This is a genomic window from Mesorhizobium sp. M7A.F.Ca.ET.027.02.1.1, assembly GCF_004022985.1.
In the GTDB taxonomy this organism is placed as follows: domain Bacteria; phylum Pseudomonadota; class Alphaproteobacteria; order Rhizobiales; family Rhizobiaceae; genus Mesorhizobium.
In genome coordinates this window covers 1-23612 of record NZ_RZOL01000055.1, presented here as the reverse complement: position 1 = coordinate 23612, position 23612 = coordinate 1, and the positions used below count along the sequence as shown (strand labels likewise).

Genomic DNA, 23612 nt, shown 5'->3' with positions numbered 1-23612 from the left:
GCGCAAGATGATAGGCCGTCGAACAGCCGATGATGCCGCCGCCGATGACGACGATGGCGGCCTGGCTCGGCAATGTCATGATTTCTGTATCCCGTATTTTGTCCGGTAGTTTTCCAGTGCCGCGTCGAGCCGGGCGAGGTTTTCCTCGGTGTAGGCGACGTAGTCGATGCCCGGCGCGTCGAGATAGAGCTCGGAGACCATGCTCCACATCGCCTCGCGCAGCAGCGAGGCGCATTGCATGGCCGCGTGCGAACGGCGGATCGCCTCGTCCGGTTCCTTCATGAAGTAGGCGGTCAGGAAGGCAAAGGATTCCTCGTCGCTCATGCCGGCGTTGGAGGCGGCGCCTGCGAGGTCGAACATCGCCGTGTTGAAGCCGGCATATTCGAAGTCGATCAGCCATAGTCTGTTGCCGTCGTCGAGAATATTGGCCGGCAACAGGTCATTATGGCCAAAGACGATCGGCAGCAGTTTCTGCGCGCGCTCCAGTTCGTCGGCCAGTGTCAAAAGGCGCGGCAAGTCGATGCGCTTGCGGCTGCCGCCTTCTTCAAGCGTGCGCGCATAGTCGCGAATGACATGGAACACCCAGAACATGAAGCCGGCGCCCGAGACGTGATTGGGCATCTCCCGGTGGAAGGCGCGCATCAGGGCCGCGACCCGGCCGAGATTGGCGCGCACGTCTTCCGCCAGATAGGTTTTCGCACCGAGAAATTCCGTCACCAGTATGCCCGGTTCGGCATGGCGGACGGCTGGCGCGAAACCGGCGGCATGCGCCGCCCGCGCGGTCATAACCTCGCGCTCGCGAAAGACATGGTGGAACGGATAGTCCTTGCCGAAGCGCACGACATGTCGTCCGGCCGCGTCCTTGACCACATAATTCGCGTTGCTCAGGCCGCCGGGCAGCGGTGCGATCTCGATGCTACCGGTCCAGCAGGGCAGGGCGCGGATGCGATCTTCGGCGGTCACGGAACATCCCTGGTTTGCTGGGCTTCGACAAGGCGCCGTGAACAGCGCAACGATGGCGGGAGAAACGTAAATGATCTCGTCGGTGCGGGACGCCAGGATCGGTATCCCGCACCGCACCGACGAGCCCCTTGGCCAGGTTTTTGAGCCCGGCATCCGCCCCCGCGGATCTGAAAATTCCTTGAACAGGCACGTTCCAAACGGCCTGATCGCTGAATTGCGGCTCTGCCCCCAGTCGCAGATCTGAAGCCTGTTGATGTCTTCGATTTCACGCCAGGGCTGCCCGCTTGTCAATAAAAAGGTGTGACTTTTTTTGGGTATTTTGCCCGAAAGCGTAAGGTAGTTCCTTTAAAAGCACTTGAATTACCTTAAAATCGGTCAGGAGCATCAGTTCGGGAAACCAGATGGCCCAGTCCAAACGACACGGCGAGATCCTGCGGCTCCTGCAGGAAGAGGGCACCGTCACCATCGCCAGCCTGGCCGACCGGCTGGGCGTGTCGCTGGAGACGGTGCGCCGCGACGTCAAGCCCCTGACTGGTGATGGCTCTGTCCTCAAGATGCATGGCGCCATCGGCCTGCCGTCGATGATCGGCGAAGCGCCGTTCGAACGGCGCATGCGTGAGAACGCCGACGCCAAGCGCGTCATTGCCCGCATGGTCGCCGCCACCATACGCGACGGCGAATCGATCATGCTCGACACCGGCACGACGACCTCGTTCCTTGCGCGTGAACTGCTCGGCCACCGGCGCCTGACGGTCGTCACCAATTCCTCGGATATTGCCCGCACCCTGGCCACCATCAACGGCAACAAGGTCTATATGGCGGGCGGCGAGCTGCGCAGCGATTCCGGCGCTGCTTTCGGCGCCTCGGCAATCGATTTTGTCAGTCGTTTTTCGGTCAGCCACGCCATCATTTCCACCGGCGGCGTCGACGCGGTGATGGGCGTCATGGATTTTGATCTGGATGAGGCCGAGTTCGCCCGCATGGTGCTGTCGCGCGGCCAGCGGTCCCTCGTCATCACCGATCACTCGAAATTCGGCCGTCTTGGTCTGGTCCAGGTCTGCGGCTTCGACAGCTTTTCCGAACTCGCCACCGACCGCTCGCCGCCGCACGACCTGGCTGCCGCCCTGGCCCAGGCCGGCGCGCGGGTCAGCATCGCCGGCGAGGAAGCCGGGTTCTAGCCGAACACCAGCGACTGGTGGGCGCAGACGCCCGCAAAAGTGCCACCCGATACCGCAAAGGCAATATTGTGCATCGAGCGTGCCGCGTCGCCGGCGGCGTAGACGCCGGGCACGGTCGTCTGCTGCCTGTCATCGACTGATATCACCGGGCCGAGGAGGCCTTCGGAGAAGCCGCAGCCGAGCTGTTCGGCCAGCGGGCTGGCCATGATGTTGCGCGGAGCGGTGAACATCGCCCTGACGCCGGCCTTTCGGCTATCGTCGAGGTGGACGATCAACCCGCCGGAGCCGTCTTCCCTTAGCTCGGCAACGCTGGTGGGCTCAAACCGCACCTTTCGGCTCTCCAACGCGCGCATCTGATCTGTGTCGGGTTCGAACAGGCCATTGCCGAACAGTGTGACATCGCCCCAATCGGCGATCAGCTGTGCCTGATGCAGGGACATCGGGCCGGTTGCGAGCACGCCGAGCGGCCCGCCGGAAATCTCGTAGCCGTGGCAATAGGGGCAGTGCAGCACGCTCCTGCCCCAGAGCTCGGCAAGACCGGCAACCTCGGGCAGGATATCGCGCACCCCGGTGGCCAGCACCAATCGTGCGGCACCGAATGTCTCGTCGCCATCGGTGGTGATTTCGAAATCGCTGTTGCCGGCGGCAACGGCCTTGTCGGCGCGCCCGTCGACAACCCTGGTTGTCGGGTAGGCCAGCAGCTGTCGTCTTGCGTCAGCCAGGATTGCGCCAGGCGCGCGTCCGTCCTGGCCGAGGAAGCCGTGCGAATGCTCGGCAAAGCGGTTGCGCGGCTGGCCGGCTCGATCACCAGCACCTTGCGTCCTGCCCGCGCCACCTGGATGGCGGCGGACAGGCCGGCAAAGCTGCCGCCCACGGCGGCAAGATCATACTGCATGGCTGGAGACTCCAGTGAGGTCAAAACGGCGGCGGAAATCGGCGGTCAGGTCGGCCAGCGTGATGCGGCTCAGCTTCTCCGCCAACAGCCTTTCGGCGGCGATGCGAAAATCGTCGAGCACGGCGATCACCGCCTGCTCGACGAGGCAGCCGGGGCTTTCCGGTTCGGTGCTGAACGGCAGCAGCGTCTCGCCAAGCGCTGCGCTGATCTCGGCCAGGGAGATTTTCTCGGGCGCCCGCCCGAGCAGCCAGCCGCCACCGTGCCCGCGTGACGAGGTGACGATGCCGGCGTCGCGCAAGCCTGCGATGGTGCGGCGGACCACAACCGGATTGGTGTGGATGAAGGTGGCAAGCTGCTCGGAGGTCAACGCCTGTTCGGGCTTCTCGGCCATGTGGACGAGAATGTGCAAGGTCGAGGACAGTCGGCTGTTGCGCTTCATGTAACTTAGTTAGTTACGATTGGCGAAGCCGTCAAGTGTTCGCCGGTGGCCACTTCCCAGCATCGCCTCCGCCGTGTTTAGTCCGGCCATGGCTTTCACCATCCGCCAGCTGCAGTTCTTCATCGCCGTCGCCGAGCAAGGCACGGTCTCGGGCGCCGCGCAGAACCTGTCGATCTCGCAATCGTCGGTCACCGAAGCGATCAAGGAGCTCGAAAGCGATCTCGGCGTCGAACTGTTCGAGCGCCATCCGCGTGGCCTCAACATCACCCACAAGGGCCACCAGTTCCTGCGCCACGCGACGAAGATCCTCGCGGACGTTTCCGACGCGCGCCGCTCTTTCTCCGGCGAGCAGGCGGTGGCGGCCGGCCGGCTGCAGCTCGGCGTCACCTCGCTGGTCGCCGGTTATGTGCTGTCGGATCTGCTCGCCCGCTACCGCCGCGCCTATCCCGGCGTCGAGGTCTCTGCCATCGAGGACAATGGCGATTATCTCGAACACCTCCTGATTGGCGGCAAGCTCGACATTGCCGTCATGGTCACCTCCAATTTGCGCGACCGCACCGCGTTGCAGTCGGAAATCCTCGAAGTCTCGGCCTATCGGCTGTGGCTGCCGCTCGGTCATCCGCTCGTCGGCGCCGACATCATCAGCATTGGCGACATTGCCTCCGAAACGCTGATCATGCTGACCGTCGACGAGATCGAGGAGAATACCGGCAAGCTGCTGACGGCGATCGGCGCCAAGCCGCATGTCGCCTTCCGCACCCGTTCCGTGGAGGCCGTGCGCAGTCTGGTCGCCACCGGCGCCGGCGTGGCGCTGCTGCCCGACCTCGTCTACCGGCCCTGGTCGCTGGAAGGCGACCGCATCGAATCGCGCGATATTTCCGGCTCCTTGCCGGTGGTCCAGGTGGGCATGGTCTGGCGGCGCGGCTCCGGTCTACCGCAGGCCGCGCGCGATTTCATCGGCCTTGCCCAGTCGCAACGGACGGTTCGCCAGCGTCCCTGAGAGATCGGCTGCCAACCTATCGGAAAAACCGATATCGCCCTTCTGATAAATGAATTTGCGAAACCGGAATTTTCAAAGCACTTTCGGTTCAGGGACCAAAGCCGCCATCAGAGCGGCATCAAGCCCAACGGACGAACTGACAGTTTTCAGTCCGCGCGTGACCCCTAGCGAAGACCGAAACCGGCCTTCGGGGCCAGGCGCCTAAATGGGAGATCGACAATGAATTCATTCCTGAAGTCATGCACTGCTCTGACGGTCGCGCTGACCTTTTCCGGTCAGGCCGTCGCCCAGGTCAAGGAACTTGGCAAGGGCGAGGGCCAGGTCAACATCGTTGCCTGGCCGGGCTACATCGAGCGCGGCGAAACCGACAAGGGCTATGACTGGGTGACCTCCTTCGAGAAGGAGACCGGCTGCAAGGTCAACGTCAAGACCGCCAATACCTCCGACGAGATGGTCTCGCTGATGAATGAGGGTGGCTTCGACCTCGTCACGGCTTCGGGCGATGCTTCGCTGCGCCTCGTTGCCGGCAAGCGTGTGCAGCCGATCAACACCGATCTCATCCCGAGCTGGAAAACGGTCGACGAGCGCCTCAAGGACGCGCCGTGGTTCACCGTTGGCGGCGCCCACTACGGCGTTCCCTACCAGTGGGGTCCCAACGTCCTGATGTACAACACCGACGTGTTCAAGGAAGCTCCCAAGAGCTGGAATGTGGTCTTCGAGGAAATGAAGCTGCCGGACGGCAAGTCCAACAAGGGCCGCGTCCAGGCCTATGACGGGCCGATCCACGTCGCGGACGCCGCCAACTATCTGATGTTCCACAAGCCGGAACTCGGCATCAAGGATCCCTACGAACTGAACGAGGACCAGTACAAGGCGGCACTCGACCTGCTGCGCGTCCAGCGCACGCTGGTCGGCCGCTACTGGCATGACGCCGCCATCCAGGTCGACGATTTCCAGAACGAGGGCGTCGTCGCTTCCGGCTCGTGGCCTTTCCAGGTCAACACGCTGGTCGCCGCCAAGAAGCCGATAGCGTCCACCATTCCGGAGGAGGGCGCGACCGGTTGGGCCGACACCACGATGATGGAAGCCGATTCGGCCAACCCCAACTGCGCCTATATGTGGATGGAACATTCGCTGTCGCCCAAGGTGCAGGGCGACGTCTCGGCCTGGTTCGGTTCGCTGCCCGTGGTGCCCGCCGCCTGCAAGGGCAATGAGCTTTTGACCGACGAGGGCTGCAAGACCAACGGCTACGAGAACTTCGACAAGATCAAGTTCTGGAAGACCCCGGTGTCGAAATGCGCCACCCAGAACGACCAATGCGTGCCGTACTACCGCTGGGTGTCGGACTATATCGGCGTCATCGGCGGAAGGTGATTCCGCGCTTCGCCTGAGAGTGCAGCGCCGCCCCTCACCTTACCCTCTCCCCGTGAAGAAGCGGGGAGAGGGGGGTCACCGGCCTTGGAGTGCTTCCCTTCTCCCCGTCACTGTACGGGGAGAAGGTGCCGGCAGGCGGATGAGGGGCAGCGCAAACGCCCGCTAGAAGAACGCTGCACCGCAGCCCGAATTGATTTGCCTGACAGATCAGGACAGCCCATGACCTCCGCCGTCTCCTTCCAGAAAGCCTCGCGCCATTTCGGCAGCGTGCGCGCCGTCGACGCGGTCGATCTCGACATCGTGCCGGGCGAATTCTTCGCCATGCTCGGCCCGTCAGGTTCCGGCAAGACCACCTGCCTGCGCCTCATCGCCGGCTTCGAGCAGCCGACATCGGGCTCGATCTCGATCTTCGGCGAACGCGCCGAGGGCGTTCCGCCCTATCGCCGCAACGTCAACACCGTGTTCCAGGACTATGCGCTGTTCCCGCATCTGAACGTGCTCGACAACGTCGCCTACGGGCTGATGGTCAAGGGTGTCGGCAAGGCTCAGCGGCACAAGGCGGCGGAAGAAGCGCTGTCACTGGTGCGGCTGCCCGGCTATGGCGCCCGCCGCCCCGGCCAGCTTTCCGGCGGCCAGCGCCAGCGCGTGGCACTCGCCCGTGCGCTGGTCAACCAGCCAAAGGTGCTGTTGCTCGACGAGCCGCTCGGCGCGCTCGACCTCAAATTGCGCGAGAACATGCAGGAGGAGTTGAAGTCGCTGCAGAAGGCGCTCGGCATCACCTTTGTCTTCGTCACCCACGACCAGGGCGAGGCGCTGTCGATGGCCGACCGCGTCGCCGTCTTCAACGATGGCAAGATCATGCAGGTCGGCACGCCGGAAGATATCTACCAGCGACCGAAGACGCGCTTCGTCGCCGATTTCGTCGGCTCCTCCAACGTGCTGCCGCCGGATTTCGTCCAGCGCTATTCCGGCCAGCATCGCTGGGGCAGCCTGCGCCCTGAATCCATTCGTGTCGGCCGCGCGGCCAGCGCGGGCACAAGTGGCGAAGGCGTATCCGCCCGCCTCGTCTCGACCAACTATCTCGGCGCCACCACCAGGCTGGCGCTCGACGCCGACGGGCTGCGGCTGCACGCCATCGTGCCCGCCGGCACGGCCTTGCCTGGGGAAGGCGAGGCGGTGGTGCTCACCTTCAACCGCGAGCACCTGCATCTGATGGACGAGCCGGCATGAGCCTCGACGCCGCCATGATGCGTGCAACAGCGCCCGCCATCCTGCCCGGCAGCGGCGGCTTGCGCGGCGCGCTATCGGACCTTTTCTGGCGCAAGCCGAAGGTCCTGCTGCTGCTCATGCTGCTGCCTCCGGTTCTGTGGCTGGGTATCGTCTATATTGGCTCGCTGTTTGCGCTCCTGGCGCAGAGCTTTTTCTCCATCGACGAGTTTTCCGGCCTTATCAACCGTGAGTTCACGCTCAAGACCTATGGCGACCTGTTCCAGGCCGCCAATCTCGACATCATCCTGCGCACGGTGACGATGGCGGCCTTGGTCACGCTGGCCTCGGCCGTCATCGCTTTCCCCATCGCCTATTACGCGGCACGTTATGCGCGCGGCCGCTGGAAGGCCTTGTTCTATCTCGGCATCATGCTGCCGCTGTGGTCGAGCTATCTGGTCAAGATCTACGCCTGGAAGCTGATCCTGGCCAAGGAGGGCATCCTCACCTGGCTCCTCGCCAAGCTGCATTTGTTGGGGGTTCTCGACGCCTGGCTGTCGCTGCCGATCGTCGGCGGCAATTCGCTGTCGGTATCGTTCACCGGCACCTTCATCGTCTTCGTCTATGTCTGGCTGCCGTTCATGATCCTGCCGGTACAGGCGGCGCTGGAGCGCGTGCCGGGCAATCTGGTCGAGGCCTCGTCCGACCTCGGCGCCTCTCCGGGGCAGACTTTCCGCAACGTGCTGTTCCCGCTGGCCCTGCCGGGCATCGTCGCCGGGTCGATCTTCACCTTCTCGCTGACGCTCGGCGACTATATCATCCCGCAGATTATCGGCACCTCGCGGCTGTTCATCGGCCAAGCCGTCTATTCGCAGCAAGGCACCGCCGGCAACATCCCGCTCGCCGCCGCCTTCACCGTGGTGCCGATCGTCATCATGGGCTTCTACCTCTGGGGCGCCAAGCGCATGGGGGCCTTCGATGCGCTCTGATGGTTCCCAGTCGGCTCCGCTCGGCCTGAAGATAGCCGCCGCCTGCGGCCTGCTGTTCCTGCATCTGCCGATCCTGCTGATCTTCGTCTACGCCTTCACCACCGAGGAGAAGAGCTTCGTCTGGCCGCCGCCAGGGCTGACGACGCAATGGTTCGCCGTGACCTGGAACCGGCCGGATGTCTGGCAGGCGCTGTCGCTATCGGTCAGGGTTGCCTCGATCTCGACTGCGATTGCTTTGGTCCTCGGAACGCTCTGTTCGGCGGCGGTGTCGCGGACAAAATTCTTCGGCCGCGAAACCATCTCGCTGCTGGTCATCCTGCCGATCGCGCTGCCCGGCATCATCACCGGCATCGCGCTGCGCTCGGCCTTTTCGCTCGCCGATATCCCGTTCTCGTTCTGGACGATCGTGCTCGGCCACGCCACCTTCTGCGTGGTGGTCGTCTACAACAACGCCGTCGCCCGCTTCCGCCGCACCTCCGGATCGATGATCGAGGCCTCGATGGATCTCGGCGCCGACGGTTTTCAGACTTTTCGCCATGTCGTGCTGCCCAACATCGCCACGGCACTGCTTGCCGGCGGCATGCTGGCTTTCGCTTTGTCCTTCGACGAGGTCATCGTCACCACCTTCACAGCCGGCCAGCAGCAGACGCTGCCGATCTGGATGCTGGAAGAGCTGATCCGTCCGCGCCAGCGCCCGGTCACCAATGTCGTCGCCATGGTCGTCATGCTGGTGACGCTGCTGCCGATCCTTGCCGCCTATTACCTCACCCGTGACGGCGACCAGATCGCCGGAAGTGGGAAATGAAAAACAGCGAATAGGGAGTAGCGAACAGCGAGTAGGGATCATCGACGGTCAACCCTGCTCGCTTTCAGCTACTCGCTACTCGCTCCTGTTAAGGGAGAATCCAATGGACACCCAGATGCTGATCGGCTCGAAATTCGAGAAGGGCACTGAAACCGAGGAGCCGATCCTCAACCCAAAGACCGGGGCGACCATCCTCAACCTGCCCGAGGCCAGCCAGGCGCAGATCGAGGCGGCGGTCACCGCCGCCGAACAGGCATTCGTCTTGTGGTCGCGCACCACGCCGGCGCAGCGCTCCGGCTATTTGCTGAAGATCGCCGACCGCATCGAAGCCGACGCGAAGGAGTTCGCCACGCTCGAGGCGCTCAACTGCGGCAAGCCGATCAACGCTGTGCTCAATGACGAAATCCCGGCGATCGTCGACTGCTACCGCTTCTTCGCCGGCGCCGTTCGCTCGATGCCCGGCGTCGTCGCCGGCGAATATCTGCCCGGCCACACTTCCATGGTCCGGCGCGATCCGATCGGCATCGTCGCCTCCATCGCGCCGTGGAACTACCCGCTGATGATGATGGCCTGGAAGCTGGCGCCGGCGATCGCCGGCGGCAATACCGTCGTCTTCAAACCATCCGAGCAGACACCGCTGACGGCGCTGAAGCTTGCCAAGATACTTGCGGAAATCCTGCCGGAAGGCGTGGTCAATGTCGTCCTCGGCCGCGGCGACAGCGTCGGCAACACGCTGATCAACCATCCCAAGGTCAACATGATCTCGATCACCGGCGACGTCGCCACCGGCAAGAAGGTGCTGCAGGCCGCCGCCAAGTCGGTCAAGCGCACGCATCTCGAACTCGGCGGCAAGGCACCGGTCATCGTCTTCGACGACGCCGATCTTGGCGCCGTGGTCAACGGCCTGCGCGCCTTCGGCTATTACAATGCCGGCCAGGACTGTACCGCCGCCTGCCGCATCTACGCCGGCAAGAAGATTTACGACAAACTCGTCGCCGATCTCTCCTCGGCCGTCTCGACCATCAAGTACAACCGTCCCGACGACACTGAAAACGAGATCGGCCCGCTCATCTCCCGCCGCCAGCGCGACCGCGTGTCGAGCTTCGTCGAGCGGGCCTCGGAACTGAAGCACATCGAGATCACCACCGGCGGCAAGCCGGGCGAGGGTTCCGGCTTCTACTACCAGCCGACCGTGGTTTCCGGCGCGCTGCAGGAAGACGAGATCGTGCGCCGCGAAGTGTTCGGCCCGGTCGTCTCGGTTACCCGTTTTTCGGAGGTCGACGAGGCGGTGAACTGGGCCAATGACAGCGACTACGGCCTGGCGTCATCGGTATGGACCAAGGATGTCTCGCGCGCCATGGCGACGGCCGCCCGCCTGCAATATGGCTGCACCTGGATCAACACGCATTTCATGCTGACCAACGAGATGCCGCATGGCGGGCTGAAACAGTCCGGCTACGGCAAGGACATGTCGCTCTACGCGCTGGAAGACTACACCGCCGTGCGCCATGTGATGGTGGCTCACAGCTAGCGCCTTCCCTTCTCCCCGTTTTACGGGAGAAGGTGGCCCGAAGGGCCGGATGAGGAGCAGCGCGTCGCTGGCAAAGCGGGCTCCGCCCCTCATCTGCCTGCCGGCATCTTCTCCCCGTGAAACGAGGAGGAGAATCACTACTCCACAATGCGGTAAATATTCCACAGGCTGGTGCCCGACACGACATAGGGCTCGATCTCCTTGCCCCATTTGGCATGCGCGTCGATCTTGCCGATCTTGGCGAAGAACGCCTCCAGCTGGGCCAGGCTTTCGACCTGGTGATGGGACTCGACCGTCGCCTCCCGCGCGCCGATCGAACCGGTCATGATCTGGAATTCCAGCTCGTCGATGCCGACCTGCGAGCCGATCTCGCGTTCCCATTTCTTCAACAGGTCGAGCACGGTCTGCTTGTGTCCGAACTTGGCGTCGATCTGCCATCTGGCGCTGAACATCGTCTTCTCCTCGAGGTTTGCGGCCCAGGCCGCGGTTATCCACCGGCCGTTGATCTACTCGTCCCAGGCCTGGACGACGGTTTGCCTTGCGATCCGCCCGTCCTTCAACTCCAGCATCGCCGCGCAGAACACCTTGGTCCCGTCCGGATAGGCGCAGGCCTGGGTGAAGGCGAGGCTGTCGCCGTCGGCGATGGTGGTGTCGACCTTGTGGGTCATCGCCCGGCTGCAGATGTCGTCCCAGAATGTGGTGATCGCCGCGCGTCCGCGGATCTCGCGCGGCTTGCTCGGCGGGTTGTTGCGGTCGATCACCCGCACCAGCGCGTCGTCGGCATAGAAGCTCGACAGCATCTTGCCGTCACGGGTTTCGATGGCCTTCTTGATCGATGCGCCATCCACTGTTTGGGTCTTGGTCAGCATGTCATCCTCCATTGGCCCGTCTTGCGACCGGGCGGTTGATGGTCGAAGGGCTGCCCGGCGCTCGTCGCCGGGCAGTGGTTGTTACTGCGACTTCGCCTTGACGGCCGCGAACACGTCGTCGGCCTGCTCCTTGAAGGTCGTCAGATCGACCTGGCTGCCGTTGAGCATCGTCGGCCAGTGGCGCACGATCGCGGACATCGCCACCGCCTCCTTGATCTCCTCATCGCTGGCGCCCTGCCGCTATCGCAAGCGATTTGAGTGTTTGGTTCGACGTCAGCATTTCCTCCTCCGTTCGCAGCACCTTTCCCGACGACATCCGCCTGGCCTGCATGGAGAGAATTGATAGCGCTGACCCGCCCATGGCCGCTTCGCCCGAAAGCGCCATGGCTCTCATGGCCCGTGCGGGCCAGGGTGCCTGGCCGAAAACGCCGCCGCCGCCGCCCGCGACGGCAGGTCCAGCTTGAGCAGTATGTTGGCGACATGGCGCTTGACCGTGTGTTCGCTCAGCCTCAATTCGGCGGCGATCGCGGCATTGCTCTTGCCGTCGGCGACGAGGCTCACCACCTCGCCTTCGCGCGCCGTCAATGCGGCCGGCTCGGCAACCCTGGGTTTGGGCCGGCAGGCGGGTTCCAGATGCTGTTCGGACGTCGCATGGACCAGCGCCAGCGGCTCCTCCAACTCGTCGACGCTGATGCGCCCGGCGTCGGTGAAATGCAGGCCCGACCCAGCCGCCAGATCGGCGATCAGACGCGACGCGATAATGTCGCCGCGGCCGGCATGGGCGGCCAGTTGCATCGCCACCCGCGCCGTCATCCCGACGGGCGGACCGCGCATTTCGATCTCGCCGACATGCGCCCCTTGCGCGCTTGCCACGCCGATTTCCTGCGCCGCCTCGCGCAGGGCTGCCGCGCAGCGTATGGCGCGTGCCGGGCCGTCGAAGCGCGAAATCATCAACTCGCCATGCAGGCCCACGGAGCGCCCACCATGGCGTCCGACCAGCAGCCGCCAGGTTTCCTGGAAACGTTGGCTGCGTTCGCTCCACATGCGGTCGCCGAGCCGCGCCGTATCGTAGATGCGTGTCACCAGAAGTGCCGCCAGCACGCGGTCCACTTCGCCTACGGCGCGCTCGCCGGTCAGGAATTCCTCGATCAGGTCGGCCACCCCGTCGACATCGCCGGTCCAGATCGGATGGTCGCGTCCGGGAATCTCGACCAGCCGGGCGCCGGGGATCTTCTGTGCAAGGAAGCGGCTGGCATCGGGGTCGACCCGCGCATCGTTGCGGCGATGAATCACAAGCGTCGGCGCGCTGATCACGTTCAGGATGTGGCGGATGTCGACGTCGGCGTTCATGCGCGCCAGCGCCGCCGCCGCCGTCGGGCTCGCCGACAATCGTTCGAAACGTGCCCACCACTGGGCGAAATGCGCGTCGTCGACCCGGCTCGGCGCGAAATGGGGCAGAGTGGCGCCGGTGCCCCAGGCTGTCTCCGCCATCTCGATGAAAGCGTCGAGGCGTTCGGGCGACATCACCCATTTGTGGAAATGCGCATAGCCGCCATAGAGCGCCAGCGCCCGCGTCCGCTCCGGATAGGTGGCGGCGAACAGCATCGCCATCGGCGCGCCTTCGGAGGAGCCGAGCAGGGCTGCACGGCCGCTGCCGGCGGCGTCCATAACCGCGCGCACATCGTCCATCCGCGTTTCGAGACTGGGCAGGTTATGCGCGTCGACGCGGTCGGACAGACCCGTGCCGCGTTTGTCGAACAGGATCAGCCGCGAGAATGCCGAAAGCCGCTTCAAGAGCCTGGTATAGCCCTCGTCTTCCCAGTGCAGGTCGAGGTTGGAAATGAAGCCCGGCACGAAGACCAGATCGAGCGATCCCTGCCCGACCACCTGATAGGCGATCCTCATATCGCCGCTACGGGCGTATCGCGTCTCGATCGGCCTCACGAGATTTCCACCCCGGCCTGACGATTTCTGGTCGTCAAACCATAGCAGAACAGCGCGGATGCGGCAGCTTAAACTTTAGCGATGGCGAATGTAAGCCGGCGCGGCTTGGCGATTATTCCTGCGAGGCGGCGACGTCGGCAGGGGAGGGCTCGAGTCCGAGTTTGAGGTCGGCCGCAGCCGGCGTGATCGGCCGCCTGATCCTGGCGGAGGCGGCCACCACCAACTCGTTGAAGTTCCCGGTGCCGTCGTCCAGCATTTCGAAGAACTGCCGCCGCATCCTCGGCTCCCAGAACTTGTTGATGTGCTCGGCGACGCCGGCAATGCCTTCCTCGCGCGGCTTGGAATGGAAGAAATCGGCGATCTGGTTTGCCATGCGCACCAGCTTCTCGGCGGTGCTCATAATGTGTTCTTCGTCATGCGACATGCTTGGCAACTCCGCAAACCACCCGGTCGGGGTGGGTGAAAATATCAAAATCGTCGCCGCGAACCAGCGCCACCAGCGTCATGCCGGCCTCTTGCGCCGTGCGGATGGCAAGGGCGGTCGGCGCCGAGACGGCGATGATGAAGGCCGAGCCGATGGAAGCCGTCTTCTGCACCATTTCGACCGACACCCTGGATGTCACCACGACGGCACCGGATGCGCCATCGATGCCGGCCCTGGCCAGCGCGCCGGCCAGCTTGTCGAGCGCATTGTGACGGCCGACATCTTCGCGCGCCATGACGATGCCCTTGCCAGGCATATAGAAACCGGCGGCGTGTACCGCTCCGGTCTCGGTGTGCAGCGGCTGCACTTTGGACAAAAGCTTGACCGAACGGGCGATGTCGTCGGCATCAAGCGTAAGGCTTGAGGCACCAACCGCATCGACCGCGCGCATTGCTTCCTCGATCGATTCGATGCCGCAAAGCCCGCAGCCGACCGGGCCGGCGAGCCTTCGCCGCCGCGCTTCGAAACGTGTGTTGGCTCGGTCCTTCAGCCGGATCTGAATGTCGATGCCGGCGCCATGGTCCTCGACCTCGATCGCTTCGATCTCTTCCGGCGCAGCCACAATGCCTTCGGTCAGCGAGAAGCCAAGCGCGAAATCCTCGAAATCCACCGGGCTTGCCATCATCACCGCATGCGTGGTGCCGGCAAAGGAGAACGCCACCGGCGTCTCTTCCGGCACCATCCGGTTGGCAGCCGTCGTCCCAACCGCGCGGTGCGCCAGCCGCGATACCTGCGTCGTGGCTTTGCGGCGCGCGCTCAAGACTACTCCGCCGCCTGCAAAGACGCGATGCGCCGGCTCTGCTTGGCTTGCTCGTCATAGTCGCGCTGCCATTCCGACGGTCCGTTGGAGGCGCCGACCTGCACCGCCGTCACCTTGTATTCCGGACAATTGGTCGCCCAGTCGGAGAAGTCGGTGGTGATGACGTTGGCCTGCGTGTCCGGATGATGGAACGTCGTGTAGACCACGCCGGGCGACACCCGGTCGGTGATCAGCGCGCGCAGCGTCGTCTCGCCCGATCGGCTGGTCAGCCGGACCCAGTCGCCGTCGCGCAAACCGCGGTTCTCGGCATCGTGCGGATGGATCTCCAGCCGGTCCTCCGAGTGCCACATGCTGTTGTCGGTGCGCCTGGTCTGCGCGCCGACATTGTACTGTGACAGGATGCGGCCGGTGGTGAGCAGCAGCGGGAAGCGCGGTCCCGTCCTTTCGTCCGTCGCCACATATTCGGTCCGGATGAACTTGCCCTTGCCGCGCACGAACCCGTCAATATGCATGATCGGGGTGCCGAGCGGCGCCTTCTCGTTGCAGGGCCATTGCACGGATCCGACACGGTCGAGCAACTCGAAGGAGACGCCGGCGAAGCTCGGCGTGGTCATCGCGATCTCGTCCATGATCTCGGAGGGATGCTGATAATTCCAGTCCAGCCCGATCGCGCGGGCAAGCTCCTGCGTCGCCTCCCAATCGGCGTAGCGCGCCTTCGGCTCAAGAACCTTGCGCACCATGTTGATGCGGCGCTCGGCGTTGGTGAAGGTGCCGTCCTTCTCCAGGAAGGTCGAGCCCGGCAGGAAGACATGCGCGTAGTTCGCCGTCTCGTTGAGGAAGAGGTCATGCACGACGACGCATTCCATCGCGGCAAGGCCGGCGGCGACATGCTTGGTGTCGGGATCGGACTGCAGAATGTCCTCCCCCTGGATGTAGATGCCCTTGAAGCTGCCGTCGACGGCGGCATCCAGCATGTTGGGGATGCGCAGGCCGGGTTCGTCGTCCAGCTTCACGCCCCACAAGGTCTCATAGATATCGCGCACGGCTTCGCCGGAGATGTGGCGATAGCCCGGCAGTTCGTGCGGGAAGGAGCCCATGTCGCAGGAGCCCTGCACGTTGTTCTGGCCGCGCAGTGGGTTCACGCCGACGCCGGGCCGGCCGATATTGCCGGTGGCCATGGCGAGATTGGCGATTGCCATCACAGTGGTCGAGCCCTGGCTGTGTTCCGTCACGCCGAGGCCGTAATAGATCGCGCCGTTGCCGCCGGTGGCGTAGAGCCGTGCAGCGCCCCGGATCAGCTCTGGATCGACGCCGGACAATTTGCCGACGGTTTCGGGGCTGTTTTCCGGCAAGGCGACGAACGATGCCCAATCCTGGAACTCCGTCCAGTCGCAGCGTTCGCGGATGAAGGCTTCGTCGAACAGGCCCTCGGTGACGATGACATGCGCCAGCGCCGTCAGCACGGCCACATTGGTGCCGGGCTTCAGCGGCAGGTGGTAATCCGCTTCGATATGGGCCGACTTGACCATCTCGGTGCGGCGCGGATCGAGCACGATCAGCTTGGCGCCCTGGCGCAGCCGCTTCTTCAGCCGCGAGGCGAACACCGGGTGAGCGGAAGCCGGATTGGCGCCGATGATGACGGCGACGTCGGTGAAGTCGACGGAATCGAAATCCTGCGTGCCGGCCGAGGTGCCATAGGTCTGGCCGAGCCCGTAGCCCGTCGGCGAATGGCAGACGCGTGCGCAGGTGTCGACATTGTTGTTGCGGAAACCCTGCCGCACCATCTTCTGGACGAGGTAGGTTTCCTCGTTGGTGCAGCGCGACGAGGTGATGCCGCCGATCGCGGTGCGTCCGTACTGGTACTGGATGCGGCGGAATTCTTTCGCTGTATGGGAGATCGCCTCTTCCCAGCTCACTTCGCGCCACGGGTCGGTGACCTTTTCGCGGATCATCGGCGACAGGATGCGGTCCTTGTGGGTGGCGTAGCCATAGGCGAAACGGCCCTTGACGCAGGAATGGCCGTGGTTCGCCTTCCCCTCCTTATAGGGCATCATGCGAACGACTTCGTCACCCTTCACCTCGGCCTTGAACGAGCAGCCGACGCCGCAATAGGCGCAGGTGGTAACAGCCGAGCGCTCCGGCAGGCCCTTGGCAAGCACCGTCTTCTCGCGCAGCGCATCGGTCGGACAGGCCTGCACGCAGGCGCCGCAGGACACGCATTCCGAATCGATGAACGCCTCGTGCATCCCCGCCGAAACCCGGGATTCGAAGCCTCGTCCCTCGATGGTCAGCGCGAAGGTGCCCTGCACCTCTTCGCAGGCCCGCACGCAGCGCGAGCAGACGATGCATTGCGAGGCATCATAGGTGAAATAGGGGTTGGATTCATCGCGGGCGATGTAGTCGACCGCCAGCGAGCCATGGCCGGGCGCCACGCCACCTTCCGGCTTGACGTGGTTGCGGCCTTCGATGCCGTAGCGGTTCTCGGTCAGGCCGATCGACTTCGCCACCGCATCGAACTCGCTCGCGCCGGTTCCGGCCTGTTCGTTCCAGCCGGTCGGATGATCGGAGACGTAGAGCTCCATGACGCCGCGGCGAATGGCATCGAGCCGCTCGGTCTGCGTGCGCACGATCATGCCTTCGCCGACGGGCGTCGTGCACGATGCCGGCGTGCCGCCGCGTCCTTCGATCTCGACAAGGCAGACACGGCACGAACCGAAGGAGTCCAGCATGTCGGTGGCGCAAAGCTTCGGGATCTCGACCCCGCCTTCCATCGCGGCACGCATGATCGAGGTGCCTTCCGGCACGGTGATGCTGCGACCGTCGACGTTCAGCGTGACCTGCTTCTGCGCCTTCGATTGCGGGGTTCCGTAGTCGATCTCTTCGACGAGGGAGGGGAAGTCGGCCTTGATGTTCATCTGCCAGCTCCTATTCGGCAGCCACGCGCACGGGCGCTGGCTTGAAGTCGTCGGGGAAATGGGTAATCGAGCTCATCACGGGATAGGGCGTGAAGCCGCCCAGCGCGCAGAGCGAACCGAACTTCATCGTGTTGCAGAGGTCGGTGACCAGAGCGAGGTTCTTCTCCGGCTCGATGCCCGCGACTATTCTGTCGATGGTCTCGACACCGCGCGTCGAGCCGATGCGGCAGGGCGTGCACTTGCCGCAGCTTTCGATGGCGCAGAACTCCATGGCAAAGCGCGCCTGTTTCAGCATATCGGCGGTGTCGTCGAACACCACGATGCCGGCATGGCCGATCAGCCCGTCCTTTGCCGCGAAGGCTTCATAATCGAACGGCGTGTCGAACAGCGCGCGCGGGAAATAGGCGCCGAGCGGCCCGCCGACCTGCACCGCCTTGACCGGACGTCCCGTGGCCGTACCGCCGCCGATATCGTCGATGATTTCGCCCAGCGTCATACCGAAAGCGGCTTCGAACAGGCCGGCATATTTGACGTTGCCGGCGATCTGGATCGGGATCGTGCCGCGCGAGCGGCCCATGCCGAAATCCTTGTAGAAGGCCGCACCCTTGTCCATGATGATGGGCACAGAGGCTAGGCTGATGACGTTGTTGATCACCGTCGGCTTGCCGAACAGCCCCTTATGCGCCGGCAGCGGCGGCTTTGCGCGCACCATGCCGCGCTTGCCCTCGAGCGAATCGAGCAGCGCCGTCTCCTCGCCGCAGACATAGGCTCCGGCGCCGACCCGGATCTCCATGTCGAAAGCGTAGGGCGAACCCAGCACGCTGGCGCCAAGAACGCCGGCCTTGCGGGCGATCTCGACGGCCTTGTTCATCGCCGCCACCGCATGCGGATATTCCGAGCGGACATAGACAAAGCCTTTGGTCGCGCCCGTGGCTATACCGGCGATTGTCATGCCTTCGATCAGCACGAACGGATCGCCCTCCATGATCATGCGGTCGGCGAAGGTGCCTGAATCGCCTTCGTCGGCGTTGCAGACGATGTATTTGCGGTCGCCTGCGGTATCGAGCACCGTTTTCCACTTGATGCCGGTCGGGAAGCCTGCGCCGCCGCGCCCGCGCAGGCCTGATTCGGTAACCTGGGCGACGATGTCGGCAGGCGTCAGTGCCAGCGCGTTCGTCAGTCCGTTCAACCCGCCATGCTTCTTGTAGGATTCGAGGGACAGCGGATCCGTGACGCCGCAGCGCGCGAAGGTCAGCCGCGTCTGCTTGGCCAGGAAGGGGATCTTGTCCGGCGTGCCCAGCCAGCGCTTGTGGTGGCCGCCGGTGAGGAAGCCGCCGTCGAACAGGCTTTTGACGTCGGACGGCTTGACCGGCCCATAGGCGACGCGGCCGTTCGCTGTCGCAACTTCGACCATTGGTTCGAGGAAATAGGCGCCGCGCGACCCGTTGCGCACGATCTTGGCTTCGATGCCGCGCTCGGCGAGCTCGCCGGCGATCGCCTTGGCGACCTTTTCGGCGCCCAGCGCCAGTGCGCCGGAATCGCCGGGAATGTAGATACGCGGGATCATGAGCGCACCTCTGCAACGATCTCGTCGAGCTTCTCGTCATTGAGTCGCCCGATCACCTCGCCATCCAGCATTGCGGCGGGCGAACAAGCGCACAGGCCCAGACAATAGACCGGCTCCAGCGTCACCGAACCGTCGCGGGTCGTCTCATGGAAGCCGATGCCCAGCAATTGCTTCAGCTTGGCGGCGATGGCGTCCGAACCCATCGACTGGCAGGATTCCGCCTGGCAGAGCTTCAGCACATGCCGGCCTGCCGGGTGGCTGCGGTAATCATGATAGAAGCTGACGACGCCGTGCACCTCGGCCCTGGAAATGTTCAGCGCCTCGGCGATGACCGGCAGCGCATCCTTGGGCACATGGCCGAACTCTTCCTGGATGCCGTGGAGGATCGGCAGCAACGGGCCTTCGAGGCCCTTCATCTCCTGGATGATCGCGGCCGTGCGCGACGTGATCTCGGTACTTGCAGGCTGCATTGTCATGCAGCGCCCTCCCTATCGTAGCGACCCATACATATCGGCCAGAAGCATCAAGCTGTTTTGGAACAACGACATGCGCGTGCCGCTTTATCGCTAAGTGCTTAAGAAACCAGAGAAAACCTCTGAAATCAATAAAGCGGTTTCGTTGTACGATAGAAATTTTCTATCGCTCCGTTCGGCTAACTCTGTCTAGCGGAACGGTTTGCGTGGAAATCGTCCGCCAGCGCCATTGCCTCGTCCAGCAGCGCCGAGACCAAAGGTGTGTGCGGTTCGCGCGGTGTCGCCACCAGGCCGACCGTGTGGCTGGCGTCTGGCTCGACGATCGGAATGGCCCGGATCGGCTCGGAAAAACCGAATGTTTCCGCAAGGTTGAGCGGCATGATCGACGACCATTTGCCGGTGCGGATGTGCGAAAACAGCACGATCATCGAATTGGATTCCAGCGTCGGCCGCACCTGCACGCCGGCTTCGGCCAGATGCTGATCGATGATGCGGCGGTTCTGCATGTCTGGCGTCAACAGGCACAGCGGCAGGCTTGAGAGCTCCGCCCATGTCACTTTGTCGCGGTCGGAATAGGGATTTCCCATCGCGGTGATCAATTGATAGCGCTCGTCATAGAGCGGCACGCTGGTCACCCGCCCCAGCGGCTCGTTGTCGAGATAGGTGATGCCGGCATCGATGTCGAAATTGCCGAGCAGCGACAGCACCTCGATCGAGGTCCGCGACAGCACCGAAAAGGTGACGCCTGGATGCTTTTCGCGAAACGGCGTCGTCAGCCGCGGCAGCATGGCGAGCGCCGTCGGAATGGCGGCGATGCGGATACGGCCCGAAAGTCCGTGGCGCGCCGCGCGCATTTCCTCGCGCATGGTCCTGGTGTCGCCGACGATGCGGCGTGCCCACACCAGCACCTGTTTTCCCTCCGGCGTCAGCCCCTGGAAGCGTGAGCCGCGCAGGACCAGCATGACGCCAAGCTGGCCCTCCAACTGCTTGATGCCGGCCGAGAGCGTCGGCTGGGTGACGCCGCATACCTCCGCCGCCCGGCCGAAATGCTCCTCCCTGGCGAGCGCGATGAAGAATTCCAGCTTGTCGATCATGCGATCTTTCCGGTGGTTCGCTGCAAGGTCGGGGAAATCGCGCCTCACCGCAAGCGCGATGCACAATTGCCCTGCATCCACACCTTTAAGCCGGCTACCTGTTTCCCGCGGCGCGATGCGGCGCTATGTGGATGAAACTGGGAGATCGACCATGCTGGGCTGGTTCCGCAAGCTTTTGCCGCGCGAAGATCGCTTCTTCGACCTGTTCGAACGACATTCGCGCACCGTGGTCGGCGGCGCCGAGGCGCTGGAGCAGCTTCTCCAAGGCAGGGATATCGACCTCTGGTGCCAGAAAATCGTCGATCTCGAAGATGAGGCCGACCACATCACTGCGGAAGTTCTGCTGGCGGTGCGGCGCTCCTTCATCACGCCTTTCGATCGCGGCGACATCAAGGACCTGATCCAGTCGATGGATGATGCCATCGACATGATGCACAAGACGGTCAAGACGGTGAAGCTGTTCGAGCGCAAGGAATTCGATCCGCTGATGCAGGAAATGGGTGGCGTCATCGTCGCCGCCGCCAAGCTGGTGGCCGAGGCGATCCCGCTGCTCAACAAGGTCGCGACGCACACGGTGCGCCTCAACGCCATCGCCGAAGAGGTGATGCGCGTCGAAAGCCGGGCCGACGACCTGCACGAGCAAGGGCTGAAGGATCTCTTCAGGAAGCACGGCAGCAGCGATCCGATGGCGTACATGATCGGCAGCGAGATTTATGGCCAACTGGAAAAAGTGGTCGACCGCTTCGAGGACGTCGCCAACGAGATCAGCGGCATCGTCATTGAGAATGTCTAGGTGATGGAAGCCACCATTGCCTTTCCCGTGCTGGTCGGCCTCGTCGGCGTCGCGCTGTTCTTCGACTTTCTCAACGGCTTGCACGATGCCGCCAACTCCATTGCCACCATCGTCTCCACCCGCGTGCTAAGGCCGCAATACGCGGTATTGTGGGCGGCTTTCTTCAACTTCATCGCCTTCATGTTCTTCGGCCTCCACGTCGCCGAGACAGTGGGCAAGGGTATCGTCGATGTCAGCATCGTCACCCCGGCGGTCATCTTCTCGGCGCTCGTCGGCGCCATAGTCTGGAACATCGTCACCTGGATCGCCGGCATCCCGTCGAGCAGCTCGCATGCGTTGATCGGCGGCCTGGTAGGTGCCGGTGTGGCAAAGGCAGGCGTGGGCGCCATCGTCTGGACAGGGCTTGGCAAGACGGTTGCGGCAATCGTCCTGTCGCCAGCGACCGGCTTTATCCTGGCGCTCATCCTGATTTTCGTCGTCTCGTGGCTCTTCGTGCGCCAGACGCCCTTTGCGGTCGACAGTACCTTCCGCGTCATGCAGTTCTTTTCCGCCTCGCTCTATTCGCTCGGGCACGGTGGCAATGACGCGCAGAAGACCATGGGCATCATTGCCGTGCTGCTCTATTCGCAAGGCATGCTCGGCGCGACTTTCCATGTACCGCTCTGGGTTGTCCTCACCTGTCAGGCGGCACTGGCGCTCGGCACCCTGTTCGGCGGCTGGCGCATCGTCCACACCATGGGCTCGAAGATCACGCGGCTGAACCCGATGCAGGGTTTTTGCGCCGAGACCGGCGGGGCGATCACCCTGTTTGCCGCGACCTGGCTCGGCATTCCCGTGTCGACCACGCACACCATCACTGGCGCCATTATCGGCGTCGGCGCCGCCCGCCGCGTCTCGGCCGTGCGCTGGGGCATTGCCGGCAACATCGTTATTGCCTGGATCGTCACTTTGCCGGCCACGGCTTTGATTTCGGCGCTCACCTACCTGGCGGTTGGCCTGGCGAGGTGAGGTGAAGAAATCTACCTGTCCACAAGGTTCAGGATGTTGCCGTCCGGGTCCTTGAACCAGGCGACCTTCATTCCGTAACCGACGTGGAGATCGCCCTCCAGCGTCAAGCCCGGCATCTGATAGTGCTCGAAGGCGACGCCCTTCGACTTCAGTTCCTTGACGATGTTGCCGATCTCGTCGCCAACCATCCAGGTTACCGCTGTCGCCTTGTTGGTTCCGGCAAATTGAGAATGATAGACGTTGAGGGTGGTATCGCCGCTTTTGTAGACGATCAGTTCGCCGCCCTCATCGTGCACCTGTTTCAGGCCAAGCGTTCCCTCATAGAAAGCCTTGGCTTTCGCGAGATCCTTCACCGCGAGATTGGCCGTTGCATTGCTGTTTGCGAGCATGATGGTCTCCTTTCCTGGTTGTCGACCCCGTGCTGGTCACCGAAATAGGTCGCCACGATCGTTTGACGACTGTCGCTCGACCTGATTGTTGGCCGCATCGGCGCTCGATTATCTGGAAGACGTTTGGCGCGGATGAAATCCGACAGGACCCGCCGCTTTTCCAGGCACGCCAAGGCAGCCATTGCTCCACGGCTTGGTTCTGTCCGGAAACTGCATTATCTCAGGTGCAAGCTGCATCTCAGGCGCAAGCTGCGTAAGGAAAAACTGCCATGTCCGTCACCAAGGAAATCGTCACCGAGCGTCTGAAGACGGTCAACGGGCCGGATTTCACCGGCAACATCGTCGACCTCGGCATGGTTTCGGAGATTTTCATCGCCGACGGGAAGGTCTTCTTCTCGATTACCGTTCCCGCCGCTCGTGCCCAGGAAATGGAGCCGCTGCGCGCCGCCGCCGAGCGCGTCGTCAAGGCAATCCCCGGGGTCGCCGGCGCGGTCGTCGCGCTGACGGCCGAGAAGAAGGGCGGCGGCATGGAGGCGCCGGTTCCGTCGCGCCCCGCACCCAGGCCCGTTCCGCCGGCTGCGCCCGCTGCCGCCGCGCCGCGTGCGGCTCCGCACGCGCCCGCCTCGCACAGTTCGGGCAAGCGTGGCGTGCCCGGTATCGAGGCGATCATTGCCGTTGCTTCCGGCAAGGGCGGCGTCGGCAAGTCGACCACCGCCGTCAACATCGCGCTCGGCCTCGCCGCCAATGGGCTGAAGGTCGGCGTGCTCGATGCCGATATCTACGGCCCGTCTATGCCCAGGCTGCTCAACATCCATGGCCGGCCGCAGACGGTCGACGGCAAGATCCTGAAGCCGATGCAGAATTATGGGCTGAAGGTCATGTCGATGGGCTTCCTCGTCGATGAGGAGACGCCGATGATCTGGCGCGGCCCGATGG

22 protein-coding genes and 2 pseudogenes are annotated in these 23612 nt (G+C 63.7%); 10 read left to right on the top strand and 14 right to left on the bottom strand.

Annotated features, from left to right (window positions below; translation table 11 throughout):
- Positions 1-75: 75 nt before the first annotated feature.
- Positions 76-963: a phosphotransferase family protein gene (locus tag EN749_RS09345; protein WP_128362985.1), complete on the bottom strand. Its 888-nt coding sequence runs from the start codon at positions 961-963 to the stop codon at positions 76-78.
- Positions 964-1364: 401 nt separating this feature from the next.
- Here EN749_RS09345 and EN749_RS09340 point away from each other — a divergent pair, with 401 nt between their 5' ends.
- Positions 1365-2141, top strand: a complete 777-nt coding sequence (locus EN749_RS09340; RefSeq protein WP_128362984.1) for a DeoR/GlpR family DNA-binding transcription regulator — start codon at positions 1365-1367, stop codon at positions 2139-2141.
- On the opposite strand, the pseudogene EN749_RS09335 reads toward EN749_RS09340, so the two are convergent.
- Both EN749_RS09335 and EN749_RS09330 read right to left on the bottom strand, forming a co-directional pair.
- Positions 2138-3036, bottom strand: a pseudogene (locus EN749_RS09335) (NAD(P)/FAD-dependent oxidoreductase). The gene EN749_RS09340 and the pseudogene EN749_RS09335 sit on opposite strands and share 4 nt — an antisense overlap.
- Positions 3026-3475, bottom strand: coding sequence for an Rrf2 family transcriptional regulator (locus tag EN749_RS09330; protein ID WP_128362983.1), 450 nt, complete (start codon positions 3473-3475; stop codon positions 3026-3028). The pseudogene EN749_RS09335 and the gene EN749_RS09330 overlap by 11 nt, the downstream one beginning before the upstream one ends.
- Before the next feature lie 88 nt (positions 3476-3563).
- Here EN749_RS09330 and EN749_RS09325 point away from each other — a divergent pair, with 88 nt between their 5' ends.
- The 6 genes from EN749_RS09325 to EN749_RS09300 all read left to right on the top strand — a co-directional run bounded on the left by EN749_RS09325 (position 3564) and on the right by EN749_RS09300 (position 10380).
- Entirely contained in the window at positions 3564-4475 is a 912-nt protein-coding gene (locus EN749_RS09325; protein WP_013528025.1) for a LysR substrate-binding domain-containing protein, read from the top strand.
- A gap of 219 nt (positions 4476-4694) precedes the next feature.
- Positions 4695-5849 (top strand): ABC transporter substrate-binding protein, encoded by a 1155-nt coding sequence (locus EN749_RS09320; RefSeq protein ID WP_127267885.1) that lies wholly within the window; start codon positions 4695-4697, stop codon positions 5847-5849.
- A 219-nt stretch (positions 5850-6068) separates the two neighbouring features.
- Positions 6069-7079 carry an ABC transporter ATP-binding protein gene (locus EN749_RS09315; protein WP_128362982.1) on the top strand — a complete coding sequence of 337 codons (1011 nt, stop codon included), beginning with the start codon at positions 6069-6071 and terminating at the stop codon, positions 7077-7079.
- Between the two features lie 14 nt (positions 7080-7093).
- Positions 7094-8044: an ABC transporter permease gene (locus EN749_RS09310; RefSeq protein ID WP_210214713.1), complete on the top strand. Its 951-nt coding sequence runs from the start codon at positions 7094-7096 to the stop codon at positions 8042-8044.
- Positions 8034-8849: an ABC transporter permease gene (locus tag EN749_RS09305; RefSeq protein ID WP_127320604.1), complete on the top strand. Its 816-nt coding sequence runs from the start codon at positions 8034-8036 to the stop codon at positions 8847-8849. The genes EN749_RS09310 and EN749_RS09305 overlap by 11 nt, the downstream gene beginning before the upstream one ends.
- Before the next feature lie 103 nt (positions 8850-8952).
- Positions 8953-10380, top strand: a complete 1428-nt coding sequence (locus tag EN749_RS09300; protein WP_128362980.1) for a gamma-aminobutyraldehyde dehydrogenase — start codon at positions 8953-8955, stop codon at positions 10378-10380.
- 137 nt (positions 10381-10517) lie between these two features.
- Here the strand turns inward: EN749_RS09300 and EN749_RS09295 are convergent, their stop codons facing one another.
- The 10 genes and pseudogenes from EN749_RS09295 to EN749_RS09250 all read right to left on the bottom strand — a co-directional run bounded on the left by EN749_RS09295 (position 10518) and on the right by EN749_RS09250 (position 20486).
- Positions 10518-10832, bottom strand: coding sequence for a hypothetical protein (locus EN749_RS09295; RefSeq protein ID WP_127267881.1), 315 nt, complete (start codon positions 10830-10832; stop codon positions 10518-10520).
- Between the two features lie 54 nt (positions 10833-10886).
- Positions 10887-11249, bottom strand: coding sequence for a nuclear transport factor 2 family protein (locus EN749_RS09290; RefSeq protein WP_127267880.1), 363 nt, complete (start codon positions 11247-11249; stop codon positions 10887-10889).
- 81 nt (positions 11250-11330) lie between these two features.
- Positions 11331-11483: pseudogene (locus tag EN749_RS09285) on the bottom strand (carboxymuconolactone decarboxylase family protein); the annotation flags it as partial.
- 156 nt (positions 11484-11639) lie between these two features.
- Complete coding sequence (locus EN749_RS09280; protein ID WP_128362979.1) at positions 11640-13193, bottom strand: alpha/beta fold hydrolase; 1554 nt, start codon at positions 13191-13193, stop codon at positions 11640-11642.
- A 112-nt stretch (positions 13194-13305) separates the two neighbouring features.
- Positions 13306-13617, bottom strand: a complete 312-nt coding sequence (locus EN749_RS09275; protein WP_023811684.1) for a formate dehydrogenase subunit delta — start codon at positions 13615-13617, stop codon at positions 13306-13308.
- The gene (gene fdhD, locus EN749_RS09270) at positions 13607-14437 is read right to left on the bottom strand and encodes a formate dehydrogenase accessory sulfurtransferase FdhD (RefSeq protein ID WP_128362978.1); all 831 of its coding nucleotides are present in this window, start codon (positions 14435-14437) and stop codon (positions 13607-13609) included. The genes EN749_RS09275 and fdhD overlap by 11 nt, the downstream gene beginning before the upstream one ends.
- Before the next feature lie 2 nt (positions 14438-14439).
- Entirely contained in the window at positions 14440-17352 is a 2913-nt protein-coding gene (gene fdhF / locus EN749_RS09265) for a formate dehydrogenase subunit alpha (protein ID WP_128362977.1), read from the bottom strand.
- A 10-nt stretch (positions 17353-17362) separates the two neighbouring features.
- Entirely contained in the window at positions 17363-18919 is a 1557-nt protein-coding gene (locus EN749_RS09260; RefSeq protein ID WP_128362976.1) for an NADH-quinone oxidoreductase subunit NuoF, read from the bottom strand.
- Positions 18916-19395 (bottom strand): formate dehydrogenase subunit gamma, encoded by a 480-nt coding sequence (locus EN749_RS09255; protein ID WP_127317731.1) that lies wholly within the window; start codon positions 19393-19395, stop codon positions 18916-18918. Before EN749_RS09255 ends, EN749_RS09260 begins: the two co-directional genes overlap by 4 nt.
- A 176-nt stretch (positions 19396-19571) precedes the next feature.
- A complete protein-coding gene (locus EN749_RS09250) occupies positions 19572-20486 on the bottom strand; it encodes a LysR family transcriptional regulator (protein WP_127267008.1) in 915 nt (304 codons plus the stop codon).
- 151 nt (positions 20487-20637) lie between these two features.
- On the opposite strand from EN749_RS09250, the gene EN749_RS09245 reads away from it, so the two are divergent.
- Positions 20638-21279, top strand: a complete 642-nt coding sequence (locus EN749_RS09245) for a DUF47 domain-containing protein (protein ID WP_127267007.1) — start codon at positions 20638-20640, stop codon at positions 21277-21279.
- A gap of 3 nt (positions 21280-21282) precedes the next feature.
- A complete protein-coding gene (locus EN749_RS09240) occupies positions 21283-22287 on the top strand; it encodes an inorganic phosphate transporter (RefSeq protein ID WP_127267014.1) in 1005 nt (334 codons plus the stop codon).
- 11 nt (positions 22288-22298) lie between these two features.
- Here the strand turns inward: EN749_RS09240 and EN749_RS09235 are convergent, their stop codons facing one another.
- Positions 22299-22676 carry a VOC family protein gene (locus EN749_RS09235; protein ID WP_027039668.1) on the bottom strand — a complete coding sequence of 126 codons (378 nt, stop codon included), beginning with the start codon at positions 22674-22676 and terminating at the stop codon, positions 22299-22301.
- 269 nt (positions 22677-22945) lie between these two features.
- On the opposite strand from EN749_RS09235, the gene EN749_RS09230 reads away from it, so the two are divergent.
- Positions 22946-23612: P-loop NTPase (locus EN749_RS09230; protein WP_145990894.1), on the top strand; the 667-nt coding region annotated here is incomplete at its 3' end.

What these genes read in the sequence shown, in the direction of transcription:
- EN749_RS09340 (WP_128362984.1), top strand. Translation starts at nt 1,365, where the DNA reads ATGGCCCAGTCCAAACGACACGGCGAGATCCTGCGGCTCCTGCAGGAA.
- EN749_RS09330 (WP_128362983.1), bottom strand. Translation starts at nt 3,475, where the DNA reads ATGAAGCGCAACAGCCGACTGTCCTCGACCTTGCACATTCTCGTCCAC.
- EN749_RS09325 (WP_013528025.1), top strand. Translation starts at nt 3,564, where the DNA reads ATGGCTTTCACCATCCGCCAGCTGCAGTTCTTCATCGCCGTCGCCGAG.
- EN749_RS09320 (WP_127267885.1), top strand. Translation starts at nt 4,695, where the DNA reads ATGAATTCATTCCTGAAGTCATGCACTGCTCTGACGGTCGCGCTGACC.
- EN749_RS09315 (WP_128362982.1), top strand. Translation starts at nt 6,069, where the DNA reads ATGACCTCCGCCGTCTCCTTCCAGAAAGCCTCGCGCCATTTCGGCAGC.
- EN749_RS09310 (WP_210214713.1), top strand. Translation starts at nt 7,094, where the DNA reads ATGATGCGTGCAACAGCGCCCGCCATCCTGCCCGGCAGCGGCGGCTTG.
- EN749_RS09305 (WP_127320604.1), top strand. Translation starts at nt 8,034, where the DNA reads ATGCGCTCTGATGGTTCCCAGTCGGCTCCGCTCGGCCTGAAGATAGCC.
- EN749_RS09300 (WP_128362980.1), top strand. Translation starts at nt 8,953, where the DNA reads ATGGACACCCAGATGCTGATCGGCTCGAAATTCGAGAAGGGCACTGAA.
- EN749_RS09295 (WP_127267881.1), bottom strand. Translation starts at nt 10,832, where the DNA reads ATGTTCAGCGCCAGATGGCAGATCGACGCCAAGTTCGGACACAAGCAG.
- EN749_RS09290 (WP_127267880.1), bottom strand. Translation starts at nt 11,249, where the DNA reads ATGCTGACCAAGACCCAAACAGTGGATGGCGCATCGATCAAGAAGGCC.
- EN749_RS09275 (WP_023811684.1), bottom strand. Translation starts at nt 13,617, where the DNA reads ATGTCGCATGACGAAGAACACATTATGAGCACCGCCGAGAAGCTGGTG.
- fdhF (WP_128362977.1), bottom strand. Translation starts at nt 17,352, where the DNA reads ATGAACATCAAGGCCGACTTCCCCTCCCTCGTCGAAGAGATCGACTAC.
- EN749_RS09260 (WP_128362976.1), bottom strand. Translation starts at nt 18,919, where the DNA reads ATGATCCCGCGTATCTACATTCCCGGCGATTCCGGCGCACTGGCGCTG.
- EN749_RS09255 (WP_127317731.1), bottom strand. Translation starts at nt 19,395, where the DNA reads ATGACAATGCAGCCTGCAAGTACCGAGATCACGTCGCGCACGGCCGCG.
- EN749_RS09250 (WP_127267008.1), bottom strand. Translation starts at nt 20,486, where the DNA reads ATGATCGACAAGCTGGAATTCTTCATCGCGCTCGCCAGGGAGGAGCAT.
- EN749_RS09245 (WP_127267007.1), top strand. Translation starts at nt 20,638, where the DNA reads ATGCTGGGCTGGTTCCGCAAGCTTTTGCCGCGCGAAGATCGCTTCTTC.
- EN749_RS09240 (WP_127267014.1), top strand. Translation starts at nt 21,283, where the DNA reads ATGGAAGCCACCATTGCCTTTCCCGTGCTGGTCGGCCTCGTCGGCGTC.
- EN749_RS09235 (WP_027039668.1), bottom strand. Translation starts at nt 22,676, where the DNA reads ATGCTCGCAAACAGCAATGCAACGGCCAATCTCGCGGTGAAGGATCTC.